The 12,803-nt window shown below is 64.4% G+C and carries 12 protein-coding genes; 2 read left to right on the forward strand and 10 right to left on the reverse strand.

Annotation, left to right across the window (positions count from 1 at the left end; genetic code table 11):
* Window positions 1-65 precede the first annotated feature (65 nt).
* The 3 genes from NLM31_RS18050 to NLM31_RS18060 form a co-directional block, all read right to left on the reverse strand.
* Window positions 66-1,706, reverse strand: coding sequence for a porin (locus NLM31_RS18050; RefSeq protein WP_254193115.1), 1,641 nt, complete (start codon window positions 1,704-1,706; stop codon window positions 66-68).
* Between the two features lie 228 nt (window positions 1,707-1,934).
* Window positions 1,935-2,168 carry a hypothetical protein gene (locus tag NLM31_RS18055; protein ID WP_254193116.1) on the reverse strand — a complete coding sequence of 78 codons (234 nt, stop codon included), beginning with the start codon at window positions 2,166-2,168 and terminating at the stop codon, window positions 1,935-1,937.
* 381 nt (window positions 2,169-2,549) lie between these two features.
* Window positions 2,550-3,689 carry a glucuronate isomerase gene (locus NLM31_RS18060; protein WP_254193117.1) on the reverse strand — a complete coding sequence of 380 codons (1,140 nt, stop codon included), beginning with the start codon at window positions 3,687-3,689 and terminating at the stop codon, window positions 2,550-2,552.
* A 300-nt stretch (window positions 3,690-3,989) separates the two neighbouring features.
* Here NLM31_RS18060 and NLM31_RS18065 point away from each other — a divergent pair, with 300 nt between their 5' ends.
* Window positions 3,990-4,298 carry a hypothetical protein gene (locus NLM31_RS18065; RefSeq protein WP_254130653.1) on the forward strand — a complete coding sequence of 103 codons (309 nt, stop codon included), beginning with the start codon at window positions 3,990-3,992 and terminating at the stop codon, window positions 4,296-4,298.
* Between the two features lie 12 nt (window positions 4,299-4,310).
* Here the strand turns inward: NLM31_RS18065 and NLM31_RS18070 are convergent, their stop codons facing one another.
* The 3 genes from NLM31_RS18070 to NLM31_RS18080 all read right to left on the reverse strand — a co-directional run bounded on the left by NLM31_RS18070 (window position 4,311) and on the right by NLM31_RS18080 (window position 6,640).
* A complete protein-coding gene (locus NLM31_RS18070) occupies window positions 4,311-4,496 on the reverse strand; it encodes a hypothetical protein (protein ID WP_254193118.1) in 186 nt (61 codons plus the stop codon).
* 64 nt (window positions 4,497-4,560) lie between these two features.
* The gene (locus NLM31_RS18075; RefSeq protein ID WP_254193119.1) at window positions 4,561-5,790 is read right to left on the reverse strand and encodes a carboxylate-amine ligase; all 1,230 of its coding nucleotides are present in this window, start codon (window positions 5,788-5,790) and stop codon (window positions 4,561-4,563) included.
* A 19-nt stretch (window positions 5,791-5,809) separates the two neighbouring features.
* Window positions 5,810-6,640, reverse strand: a complete 831-nt coding sequence (locus NLM31_RS18080) for a class II glutamine amidotransferase (RefSeq protein ID WP_254193120.1) — start codon at window positions 6,638-6,640, stop codon at window positions 5,810-5,812.
* A gap of 204 nt (window positions 6,641-6,844) precedes the next feature.
* On the opposite strand from NLM31_RS18080, the gene nhaA reads away from it, so the two are divergent.
* Window positions 6,845-8,080 (forward strand): Na+/H+ antiporter NhaA, encoded by a 1,236-nt coding sequence (nhaA, locus tag NLM31_RS18085; protein ID WP_254193121.1) that lies wholly within the window; start codon window positions 6,845-6,847, stop codon window positions 8,078-8,080.
* 19 nt (window positions 8,081-8,099) lie between these two features.
* Here nhaA and NLM31_RS18090 read toward each other — a convergent pair whose 3' ends face one another.
* The 4 genes from NLM31_RS18090 to NLM31_RS18105 form a co-directional block, all read right to left on the reverse strand.
* Window positions 8,100-8,729: an FMN-binding negative transcriptional regulator gene (locus NLM31_RS18090; protein WP_254193122.1), complete on the reverse strand. Its 630-nt coding sequence runs from the start codon at window positions 8,727-8,729 to the stop codon at window positions 8,100-8,102.
* A gap of 74 nt (window positions 8,730-8,803) precedes the next feature.
* The gene (locus NLM31_RS18095; RefSeq protein WP_254193123.1) at window positions 8,804-10,267 is read right to left on the reverse strand and encodes a PLP-dependent aminotransferase family protein; all 1,464 of its coding nucleotides are present in this window, start codon (window positions 10,265-10,267) and stop codon (window positions 8,804-8,806) included.
* 51 nt (window positions 10,268-10,318) lie between these two features.
* Window positions 10,319-10,915: a redoxin domain-containing protein gene (locus tag NLM31_RS18100; protein WP_254193124.1), complete on the reverse strand. Its 597-nt coding sequence runs from the start codon at window positions 10,913-10,915 to the stop codon at window positions 10,319-10,321.
* Between the two features lie 16 nt (window positions 10,916-10,931).
* Entirely contained in the window at window positions 10,932-12,686 is a 1,755-nt protein-coding gene (locus NLM31_RS18105) for an MOSC and FAD-binding oxidoreductase domain-containing protein (protein ID WP_254193125.1), read from the reverse strand.
* Window positions 12,687-12,803 lie beyond the last annotated feature (117 nt).

Here is a 12,803-nt window from a genome sequence, read left to right on the forward strand (position 1 = left end):
GGCGCGCCCCAAGCGCTTCTCACCGACGGGGAGCCGCGAGCGGCTCCCCGCTGTTTTCACGGCGCTCAGAAATCGAACGTCATGCCAGTCGTGACGGCTTCGGCCTTGTTGCCGGCAACGACGTTGTTGTTGGCGTCGCGTCCGCATACCCCGTAGCCATGTCCGCTGACACCGAGGCAATAATGCGCGCCCGGTCCGTTGCGCAGATAGCTGCCCACCATGTACCAGCTCACGAACGGGCTGAAGTGGTACTTCACGCCGATGGCGTACTGATCGGCGCTGGAGTCGACTGTGTTGAGCGCGAAGTCGGCAGCGCCTGCGGGCGCGGAGACTGCGACCCCGGGCGTGGGATAGGCGTTCAGGACGCCCGTGCCCGGTGAGCCCGGCGAGGCGTTGGCGTGAGCCCAGGACGCGCTGACGTCCCATTTGTCGACCGTCTGGGTCGCGCTCAGGAAGTAGCCGTCGCGCGAACGCTCGTTGAAGGCGGCCACCGTATTCTGACGACGCATGATCTCGTAGATGCCGTAGAGCTGGAGGCTGCCGATCACGTCGTTGAACCTGTAGCCTGCACCGACCTTTGCCGCCCACTCGTTGGCGATACCGACCGAACCCGGCGGCACGGTGAGAACGGTGCCGTTGCTCAGGGGCGTCACCGCCTCGTCGCCGGTGCGGTTGGTGCCCTCGTGCAGCTCGTACGCTGCGACGCCGGTGAAGCCGCCCTGATTATAGGTCAGCGAGGCGCTGTAGAGATTGCCGTATGAGCCGTCGGTGCAGCCTTCCGGCGCCGATGTCAGCGGGAAGCCCGAGCCGCTGCCGCGCGATGACGTCGCCGGGCAGTTGAAATCGCCAAGCGCATAGTCGCTGTTGTCCTTTGCGGTGTTCTGTCCCGGCGAGACCATGAGCGTGGCCTGGAAGCCATTCCAGATCGGCGATTCATACCAGATCGCATGACTGGCGCGCCAATCGAACTCGGCGCGGAGATCGCCGCCGGTGTTACCCATGATCGAGTTGTAGTCGCCGAGCGTGGCCGAGAACGGATCGAACTTTGCCGTCGCCTTCTTGTAGGGCGTGTCTGCCTTGCCGGCCTTGATCGTACCCCACGGGCTCTCCATGCCGAGGAAGCTGTCGCGCGTGCCGAATGCTGCGCGCTCGGTCGGTACGGCTGCGACCTCGACGAGGGACTCGAACTGCGCGACGGCCGCCCATCCGGGATAACCATAGGGATCGAGATTGTGCCGCGCGCGAACGCCGAAATAGGTGAGATTGCTGGAGACGCCGAACTTCGTGCCTTGGTCGTAGACGCCGGGATTGAAGACGTCACCCGAGAGATCGACATGGCCGTAGAGCGTCACGGTGGTGTTGTCGATGAATGGATTGGCGCCGGGCGCCTTGCTGTAGAGCGGAGCGCCACCGATGCTGACAACGGTGTGCTCGGGCGCAGGCGCCGGTGAGGGCGCGACCGCCGCGTGCAGAACCGGATTGCCCTTCGGCGAAGCCGGGGCAACGGCCGTCACTGCGGCCTTCTCGCCCATATGATTGACGCGTTCACGTAGCTGCGCGTTCTCCTTCGCGAGCTTCGTGTTGCTGCGCTCGAGCGCGTCGAGGCGCGCAATGACATCATCTATAGTTGCTGCTTTGATTGAATGTATACTTGTGGTTGTGCAAAGGGCCGCAAAGCCTGTGCCGAGCAGAAAGGCCTTCTTCATTGGTTTCCCCTCTATCGCCGCAGGCTCTCAATGGGCCCGGGATAAAGTGGAAGGTAATGTATACCAGATACGGCATACAATACGCCTGGTGTGATGCTACTCACTTTCTGGGCTGAGTGTGTCCAAACAGCAACTATTCCCGGCAAAGCGTGTCGCGCGGCGATCTGCCGCATTGCGTCGCACCCAGCCTGTTCCGGTGGAAAAAGCGAGCGGCGTCCGAGGCTTGCTTCAATCGCCCCACGGCGGTTGGCCGCGCCCAAGGCGCTCGGCGATATCGGTCTGAAACACCGGCGGTCCGAACGCGAACCACTCATCGGCGACCTGGTAGACGAGTAGCCGTCTGTTCTCGGCGCAAAACCGCGTCAGCCAGTCCAGTGCCTTCTTCTTCGGCCGCTCACCGACCGGCACCACTACGTCGACCGGCAGGCCGCGCCAGAAGAAATTGGCGGCCAGCATGATCATGCTGGATTGATCCGGCCGCATCCAATCCGGCAACGGGCTCGACGCGACCAGCCAGCCGCAGACGAATTCGCGGCACGGATGCTGCGGGCGTTCGGGATAGATCGAACATCGATGTGCGACGCTGAATGGGCATGGTTGCCCCCTGTGCACCTTGTGGCCGCGCACCTCGATCTGCAGCCAGCCATCGCAGCAGGCGCTGCAGCTTCCGCAGGTTCTGGTGATGTCGGGGCTCACGGGCGAAGCTGGTGCTCCAGGCGCATCTCGATCGCCTATGAACTACCAGCACCGTTTGCGGACGGGCAAGATCTTCAGTGCACGAGATCTTCAGTGGACGAGACCTGCGGCGGACGAGGCCGGATTGGTTGGCGGAAGGCCTCGCGACTAGGCGTACAAATATCCGACCGGCCTGCCTTCGGTGCGCAGCGGACGAATGTCCTTCTGTGTGATGATCTGGCTGGCCAAGCCGTCGATCTCGTCGCGCTGTGTCGGTGTCCAGCTGCGAAGATCGTTCATGCCCTTGAGCAGGCCGAGCCGGAGCACCTGCGTGTTCTCACCAACGCCAGCGAGGCTGATCGAGTCCTTGCCCGCCGTCACGACATCGCCGGCTGCGAGTTCAAAGCTTTCGCCGGACTTCTTCTTGAACTCGGCCGTGCCGCGAATGATGCGGTAGATCACGACCTCGCCCTTGCCAAGGCAGTCGGCGTCGGCGGCGATCAAGGCGCTCTTCGGCAGCAGCGAGTGGCCAGGCGGATCGGTCGCGATGATGTGGCCGGTGACGAGATGGCCGCTTGGAATCTCGATCCCGATATCGCGGATGTAGACCGGGAGCGCCGATTTGACGGGGCCGTCGACGAGCGGCCTGAACAGCGCATCCAGCGCCAGCGGATCCTGAAGCCAGAAGCCGGCATCGGCGGGACGATCGTGTAGCGGATGGGTCCACGCGACGCGCGGCGTCTCGGCTTCGTTGATCTGATCCGGGCCGACGATGGTCGGATTCGGAAAGGTGGTGGGATCGGTGATGAAGGCTTCGAGGAATTTGCCGGAATAGCCCATCGAGATCGGATCCGGCACCACCGTCTGCGGCGTCTTCAAATTCTCTTCGGTCGACAGCCCCGACCATGTGTAGAACAGCTGGCGATGCACGATCGCGCTTTGCAGCATCACCGCACCAGGACCGACATTGTAGAAGCGCCCGTCATAGTCGAAGGTGAAGGCGCCCGAGGTGACCAGCACGAGCTGAAAGCCGCCCGGCGGCAGGTGCAGATGGAAATCGGTGGGGCCGGTGTCGGACCGATAGATCGGCAGGTTGGTCGCGACTTCGTGCAGCAGGAAGGTTTCGTTGTTGGCGTGAAAGCCTTCGTTGGCGCGGTTGTAGAGCGCTTGCGGACGATAGGTCGCTTCGAACTTCGCATTTTTGTCGCGATCGATCGCGACGAAATCCTGGGTGTTGAGACGGAGCGGCGCGCCGTTCGGATGGGTGAGGCCGGTGGTCTTGAGATCGCCCGCAGCATGCACGTTCATGACGTTCTCCGCTCTGCGCCATTGCCAGCTTGCAACGTCATTGCGAATTTTGGGCCAGTTGGTTTACGGAGCAGCAAACGGGCCCGGCGCTGTGGCGCGGCGAGCAAAAATCCGGTGGCTGCGCCGCGGGTTAGATCGTCCGCTCGCTCCGATCACGCGACGCCGCGCCAAGGCTGGCGATCGCGAGGCGGCGACGCTCTTTGTCTAATTTGTCGGCAAGCCTCGCCAGCGCGCGTGCATGCGGCGATTGACAATATGTTCATGTTTTGTTCTTATGCTGCGACCGAGATGGAGGCAGCCATGGACAACCGCATCAACGACATCCGCAGAACGATCAGGGCGCTCCGCGTCAGCATGCGCGAGGCCGAAGCGATCATGCATGAACAGATCAACCGCGACGAGGACTGCAGTTTCGTCGCGCAGGAAGTCATCAAGATGCGCTCGGTCATGAGCGAACTGGTGAAGGAGCGAACCGCGCTCGGCGACAACGAACCGATCGTCGTGAGCAGCTTCTTCATCCCGCGGCGAAGGCCGACGCGAAAGCCGGTCGCTGCTGCTGCCCCGACCATCGCGTCGGTGTTCCGTCCACGCCTGGTGGCGAGGGTTTGACGGCGAGGGGGCTCAATCAAAGGAGTGAGGCGCGGCCCGATCCGGTTTGCCGGCCGGGCTGTCCGCCCACTTCGCCATCTCCATGGTCCGCGCATCGACGCCCTCGCACCAGAAGCAGCTCGGCGTTGTCAGGCCCTTCGAGGACAGGATCGGGACCAGGCTGTGGCCGCAACCGGCGCACCAGGTGATGTCAGTCATTCATTCCCCTACGGCGTAGCAAGTTCGGAAAGAGATCTTGTCGTTGGCGAAGCTTGTGCGGGCGCTATGACGGCGCTGGCGCGCGCTGTCCGGTGTCGGTGCGCGTCTCCGATATCGTCGATGCCGCAATCCATCGCGACGCGGCGGTGATGTCGTCGCCATTTTCGCGATAGGCGCGCAGCTGGAATTCAGCCGAGCTTCCGCGCGCCACGATGGTGCGGCAGTGCTCGATCTCGGCGCTGCATTCCAGCGCGGCTGCATCCTCGGTGATGTCGTCGATGATTCGCGCAAGCCACTCCGAGATCGTCACCGGTCCGTCTTGTGACGCAAAGATGCAGTCGGTGCCGTAGCGCTGGGCGCGCCATTTGTTCTCTACCGCAACCGCGCGCTCGACCGCGCTCACTTGCTTCGACAGATGCGGCCTCAGATAGAGGTGCCGCGTCAGGCAGCGATACAGCGAGGCGACGGCAATGGCGTCGTCGACGAAGGTGCAGGTGTCGGGCGCGCGAAGCTCCAGCGTCGGGTGCTTCATGGAGGGGCGCATCGCCCACCAGATATGGCTCTCATCGGGGATCACGCCGGAACGCTGCAGCGCGCCGACATAATCGTCGTAATCGCGCCTGCTCTCGAACAGCTCGGGCAGACTGGTGCGCGGAAGCTCCGAATAGGCGGCGAGCCGGTAGCCCTTCAATCCCGTCTTGTGGGAATTCCAGAACGGCGAGGACGCCGACAGCGCGATAAACAGCGGCAGATGCGGCAGCATCGCCCGCATCACCGCCATCCGCTTCTCCGGATCGGGCAATTGCACATGCACATGCATGCCGCACATCATGTTGCGGTGGCCGATGCTGCGCAGGTCCTCGATCATCTCCTCGTAGCGCGGCTTCGGGCTCGGCTGCGACATGCGCCAGATCGCGGTCGGATGCGTGCCGCAGGCCATGATGACAAAGCCATATTGCGCGGCGACGTTGGCGACCTCGCGGCGCAGGAACCTCAGCTCCTCCCGCGCGTCATTGACATCGACATGGACGTTGGTGGCGACCTCGAGCTGGGATTGCAGCATCTCGCGCATGGCCTGGCCGCCGGTCGACCAGTTCGCCGATTCGAACAGCTCGTTGGGCCTCTGGATCGCGACCTCGAGGGTGCGGCGATCGGCGAGGAAATATTCCTCTTCGATGCCGAAGGAATATTCGGCCGTCTTGCCGCGCCCGCCGGCAGAACGGATCACGAGATGCTGCTTGTCGTCGGAAGTATCCAATCGCAGCAGTTTCAAAACGTCTGAAGCAAATGTCATGGGCCACCCGGCAGTGGTATTACCTGCCGGCGATAATCCTCCTGGCCGGGGCGGGTTCCGCCTCGGTCCCACCGGAAATTGCAAGCTCGAACGGAACAATTTTCACGTGGTCTGACGCGCGCGCGATCAGCGCGTGGTTCGGCGGCACCTCGGTCCAGCCGGTTTCCTTGTCGAACGGCTCGGACACGACGACGACCTGGCCGTCGCCGGCCTCGCGATAATAGAGCGTGTTGGCGGCGTCGTTGACGGCGACGCGAAACGCGTAGAGATCGCGTCCGTTGGCGATCGCGCTGGTGAAGCGCAGCCGTTCGCACAGTTGGCCTTCGTTGACGAGACCGACGAGCGATTGCAGCACGGCGCGCGTTGCGCCGAGCGGATCGGCGTCGAGACCGGCACCCATCATGGCGAGGAACACGGCCTCCGAGTCGGTCGTTCCCAGCCGCGACGGATAGTAGGCATCGGGGATCAGCGCCTCGACCTTGCGTCGCAGCCGGTTCCAGCTGCCGACAAAACCGTTGTGCATGAACATCCATTGGCCGCAGGCAAAGGGATGGCAGTTCTGCCGCGTCACCGCGGTGCCGGTGGCGGCGCGCACATGGGCAAAGAACAGATGCGAGCGCAGATGGCGGCAGAGGTAGCGCAGATTTTCATCCGACCACGCCGGCCGCGTCTCGCGATAAAGCCCGGGCTCGGGATGCTCGCCATACCAGCCGAGACCAAAGCCGTCGCCATTCGATCCCGCCGTCGACTGCAGCGAGCGAATGCTCTGCGCGATCAGCGAATGCTCGGGCTCGGTGACGTAAGGTTCGAACGAGGTCGTCTCGCCCCGATATGCGATCCAGCGGCACATGAGGTTCCCGTGCGGCAAAGTGTCGTGAGGTGCACCAACGATCCTCACCACGTGAGGGTTCCAGCCATTTGGTCGAGGCCGACGCGCACGGAGCGGGGTTGCCTTCATCGCCTCGCTGTGTAGAACACCTCTCAGGGTGCTCGCTGCATTGGGCAGCGACAGGTCAAGCGATGGTCGGGCCGCCACGCAGGATGCGTGCGCCCCATGAATGATCAGCTGCCCGGCAGGCACCTGCCCAAATCACCGTTTTTCGTCGCGCGTGCGCTGAACACGCTCCAGCATTTCCTGCATGTCGAGGCCGTGAGCGGCGTCGTGCTGCTGGTGGCTGCGGCTGCCGCATTGCTCTGGGCCAACTCACCCTTCGCTCATTGGTATCACGACATCTGGAACCAGCCGGTCACGCTTCGGCTCGGGGACTTCGCTTTCGTCAGGTCCCTGCATTTCTGGATCAACGATGGATTGATGACGGTGTTCTTCCTGGTCGTCGGCATGGAGATCCGCCGCGAGATGCATGAGGGAGCGCTGAGCAGGTTCGATCAGGCCATCCTGCCGGTGCTGGCGGCCGTCGGCGGTGTGGTCGTTCCCGCGCTGATCTATTTAAGCTTCAACACCGTCACAGGGCGTAGCCAGGGCTGGGCGATCCCGACCGCGACGGACATCGCCTTTGCGGTCGGCGTACTCGCACTGTTGGGGCGATCAATTCCTGTCAATGTCCGGGTCTTCCTTCTGGCCCTGGCCATCATCGACGACATCATTGCAGTGCTCGTCATCGCACTGTTCTACACGAGCAGTCTCGATCTCAACGGCTTCATGGTCGCTTCGTTCGGCGTGCTCCTGGCGCTGGGGTTTCAGCGGCTTGGATTCAACTCCGCATTTGCTTATGTCGTGCCGGCCTTCATCGTCTGGGCGGGCTTCCTCACGGCAGGCGTCCATCCGACGCTCGCGGGCGTTGTGCTGGGCCTGATCACGCCGGTCCGTTCAGCCGCGCCCGGGATCGTGCCGCCCGTCATCCGCGTTGAGACGGCCCTGCATCCCTGGGTCGCTTATGCCATCATGCCGCTGTTCGCGCTGGCCAATGCCGGCGTCGATCTCAGGGGCGCCGCGTTCAGTGGCGGCGCGCAATTCGTGACGCTCGGCATCGGGCTCGCGCTGTGCGCGGGAAAGCCGATCGGCGTGATCGGCGCGACCTGGCTCGCGGTGCGTACCGGATGGTGCCGACTGGCGCCGGGCGTGTCATGGTCCGGCATCTGCCTTATCGGGCTTCTGGCCGGCATCGGTTTCACCATGTCGATCTTCATCGCCATGCTCGCCTTCACTGATGAGAGGTTGCTGGACGCCGCGAAATTCGGCGTCCTGCTCGGCTCGCTCATCTCCGTGACGCTCGGCCTCGGCTGGGGCGCGGAATACGCCCATCGGCAGCGCGAGCAGGGCGATCACTGACGCCACCCACGCCAGCACTTCAGGTCGGCAGCGGGATCAGGGGCGCGACCTCGCGATCGCCGGCGTTCTCGCTCGCCGCAAGACCTTGTGCGACGCCGACGCGATCGGCCTCGGGCCGATTTTGGCTCATCTTGCGCTTGCCTTCGAACCGCACCACGGGGATGCGCACACCGACGATTCCGCGCAGCTGCGCGGCGATGAAGTCCGCGGGGGCATCACTGACCGCCCACGGCTTTGCACGCGCGCCTTCGTGCTTTCTGGTCAACCGCGTCACGACCTCGAGCAGGCGCTCAGGGGCCTGGAAGAATTCCACCGGGCCATAGGCATGCACAGCGATGTAATTCCAGGTCGGCACGACCTTTTCGGTTTCCTGCTTGGTGGCGTACCAGGACGGCGTCACATAGGCGTCGGGACCCGAGAAGATCGCGAGCGCATCGCCGATCGGCGCCAGCTTCCATTGCGGGTTGGCCTTCGCCACATGCCCGTACAGCACGCCATGCTCGCCCTCGCTCTCATCGAGGAAGAGCGGCAAGGGGGTTGCGACCGGACCTTCGGCGGTGGCGGTGACGAGGCTGGCGAGGCGGGCGGCGCGGATGGTTGCGCGGATGCTCTCGATGTCGTCGTCCCTGAAGGCGGGGGGAATATACATGGCATGTCTCCGTTCTTGACCCGGAGATAGCCGCAATCTGGACTATGAGAAACTACCAGTTTTATGCAATTTGATCAGTCCAGTTCAGCGACCGCCTGTGCCAGGAGCTTGCAGCCCCGCTCGATCTGCGCCGTTTCCAGCGCCGAATAGCCCATGACGAGGCCGACCGACTTCCGCGCTCGGGGACCGGCGAATAGCGCGGAGACCGGATAGATGCCGACGCCCTTGGCGCGGGCGGCCTCGATCAGCGCGCCCTCATGCTTTTGCGGCAGGCTGTCGAACCACGCCACCACGTGCAGGCCGGCGGCGGTGCCCTCGACCCTGACACGATCGCCGAAGCGGCGGTGAAGGGCGGCAAGCAGCGCCTGCTGGCGCTCGGCGTTGCGCCGGCGCACGCGCCTGACGTGACTGTCATAGGCGCCGCTCTCCAGCATCGCCGCGAGTGCCTCCTGCTCGATCAGCGGCGTGTGCCGGTCCATGATCTGCTTGGCGGCGGCGAACAGGGATCGCAAGCCCGGCGGCACCACGAGATAGCCGATCCGCAAGGTCGGTGAGAGCGTCTTGGAGACGGTACCGAGATAGATCACGTTGTCGCGGCCTTCCAGCGCATGCAGCGGCGGGATCGGCTTGGTGTCGTAGCGATACTCGCTGTCGTAATCGTCCTCGATCACGTAAGCGTCGTTCGCTCTCGCCCAGGCGAGCAATTGGTGCCGGCGTCCGATCGGCATCACGCCGCCGAGCGGATATTGATGCGACGGCGTCACATAGGCGAGGCGGGCGGCGATGCCCTCGAGCCGCCCGGTCTGGAGGCCCTCGGCATCGACCGTGACCGGCATCGCGACGGCGCCCGTCGCAGCAAATGTGTGCCGTGCCATCTGGTAGCCGGGATCCTCCATGATGAAGCGGTCGCCGGCATCGAGCAGCAGGCGCGCGCAGATATCGAGGCCCTGCTGCGAGCCGTTGACGACGACGATCTGGTCGACCTCGCAGCGGATGCTGCGCGATCGCCAGAGATAGCCCTGAAGCGCGGTCCTCAGCCGCAGTGACCCGCAGGGGTCGTCATAGGCGAGCCGCTCGGGCTTGCGCGCCATTGCAGCCGTTACGGCCTTCTTCCATGCGAGCACGGGGAAGTCCGACGGCGACAGCTCGCCATAGCGGAAGTTGGCGACGAGCCCGCGTGGCGGCTCGTTCCAGCGCGGCGGGTCCTGGCGCAATCGCTCGCCGAATGCGGACAGCCGCACCTTGCGCGTCGATGGCCGCGACGTCGCGCGGGCGCGTCCACGCTCCACCACGGCGCGCGCGACGCGCGGCCGGGCGCCAGGACGCGTCTCGATAAATCCTTCCGCCGTGAGCTGCTCATAGGCGATCGTGACGGTCGAGCGGGCCACGCCCATCTCACTGGCCAGCGCCCGCGACGACGGCAACAGGCCATCAGCGCCGTAGACCAGCGACATGATCTGATCGCGCAAGGCCTCGTAGATCTGGCGAGCGCCCATGCGGCCGGCGCGGCGGTCGGGATTGGTTCTCTTCTGCATCATCCACATTCCAGGCCGGCACTTGCTGCGGACCGGCGAGCTTGGAATGTGTTTCTAGCCCTGTTCGCCGAGCGTTTCGGCGTAAGTTTTGCCGTAGGGATAAAAATGTTCCTTGCGGCCCTGATCCCATTGCGCCTTGAAGCCGGGCGCCGTGATGTCCCAATCCGGGCGGCAGATCTTGCTGACGGCCCGGAGATCTCCGCGGAGCTCCTCGACGGTCGGGCGCCCGAAGAACCAGTAGCCGTTGTAGATCTTGTGAATGCGCAAGCCGGGCTCCAGCACGATGACATGCGGAATCATCGGATTGTGCACGGGGTCGGTATATTCGGCGATGTCGAGATCCTTCTGAACGATGCGCCGTGAGTCCGAGAGGAACGGCCAATGCGCGCCGACGCCGCTGCGATATTCGTTGGTCTGGGTGATGTTGTCGGTGGTGATCGTCACCAGCCGGCAATAGCCCACCTCCATCTCGCGATGAAGTTGCAGCAGCCCTTCGGCCTGGCGGCGGTCCTTCGGACAGTAGCCGCCGCGGCCGAGAACGACGACCATCGGATCGATGCCCTGCAGCTCTGAGAGCTTGCGGTGCTTGCCGGTGTGATCGCTCAGCTCGTAATCCGGAAAGGTCGCTCCCGGCACCATGTCAGTTCGCATAGGACTCTCCCATGTTCTAGAGATCGATCACGATGTCGCCTTGCGGGCGTGCGCAGCAGATCAGGACATTTCCGTCCGCCGGTGCGTCGAGCGGATCGGGCTGATAGCTGACGTCGCCGGCAACGAGCCCGCTTTCGCAGTTGTGGCACACGCCGGTCCGGCACGACCAGCGCACGGGGACGTCGCAGGCTTCAGCCAGTTCGAGCAGGCTGGCGTAGGATGGTCCCCAGCAGACATTGAGGCCGCTGCGGGCAAAGGACACCATGGGTCCCGGGCCCGGTACGCCCAGCGGCAGATGCGCGGACCTGTTCGGTGAAGCTGCGATGCCGGGCGTCAACGAAGGCCTGGCGCCGAACAATTCAGTGTGGATGCGATCGGGTGCCACGCCCCATGCGTGGAGGGCGGTCGTGAGGTCGCTGATGAACGCGGCCGGTCCGCAGAGATAGAAGTCGCCATCCTGGGGTACGTTGATGGTCTGGAGCAGCTGCCGGTCCAGATGTCCGGTGCTGTCGAAATCGACCTCGGGGCGATCGTTGGGATCGGGCCTGCTGTAGCAGACGTGGCTGTGATGGTGAGGAAGCCTGCCCAGCAATTCGCGCACCTCGGCGCCGAAGGCATGCTCGCGGCCGTTGCGGTTGCCGTGCAGCCACCAGACCTCCCGTGTCGTTCCTTCCGCCGCGAGCGCGTGGAGCATCGCGAGAACCGGCGTCACGCCGATGCCGGCGCTCAGCAGGACAATTGGCCGCGTGCCCTGCTGCAGCGTGAAGCTGCCGCGCGGCGCACCGAGCTGGACGATGTCGCCGGGTTCGAGCTCGTCGGCGACGTACGTGCTGGCGATGCCGTGTGCTTCGCGTTTGATGCTGAGACGATAGGACGCCGCATCGGCGTGGCGCGACAGCGAATAGCTGCGCGTCATCGCAGGCGTGGCGGAAGGTCCGAGCCGCATGATGACGAACTGGCCGGGCAGGGCCGCGACCCCCGGATGTCCGTCCGCCGGTTCGAGGATCAGCGACGTCACGTTGTCGGTTTCGGCGATCTTGCGCGCGACGCGATACGGTCGGAAGCCGCGCCAGGCGGGAGATGGGCTTGCCGCCGGACCAAGCCCGGCATTGCCTGTCGCCGGATTGTCCTTCTGCGCGAGCATGGCTGCGAAGGAACGATGCCAGCCGCGGCTCAGCGCCGCAATTTTGAGCGCGCGCTCCAGGTGCTCGCGCGGGTGAGGGGGCAAATAGAGCAGCGTGTTGATCTCGAACACGCTCATGCTCTCAGGGCCGCTGGCGACCCGCATAATCTCATCACCCGCCTCGACGTCACCTTCCTCGATCACACGAAAATAGAATCCGGGCCGGCCGTGCTTGACCAGCAGCGCGGCCATGTCCGGCTCCTCCATGCGAATGCCGAGCCGGTAGCAGGTGACGCGCGGCTGCGTCACCTCGAACACGGCCGAGCCGATCCTGTAGCGATCTCCGATGCAGACCTCCGCGTCGGCGAGGCCCTCGACGGTGAAGTTCTCGCCGAATTGACCAGGAACGAAGTTCGATCGACCGAGATGCTCCTGCCAGTAGCGATAGGACGCATCCTGATAGACATACACGGCACGCTGCTCGCCGCCGTGACCCGCAATGTCGCCCTGGCCATCGCCATCGATGTTGAGCCGACGCACTCTGCGCGGGCCTTCGACAGGGGCTTTCCAGATGCCGGTATGGACCGTCCGGCCTTGCCAGGCGATGTCACGCGGCAGGCCGACATTGACGGACAGCAAACGTGCCATGTCTGTTCTCCCTGCGACCACTGCGGCTCCGCGCTCCGGCGGATTCCGGATCACGACGACCCTAATCTGCATCCCGGCCGGCTTTTTGGCGCGTTAGGCGTTGTTAGACGTTGCGAG

The organism is Bradyrhizobium sp. CCGUVB4N, from assembly GCF_024199945.1.
Taxonomy (GTDB): domain Bacteria; phylum Pseudomonadota; class Alphaproteobacteria; order Rhizobiales; family Xanthobacteraceae; genus Bradyrhizobium.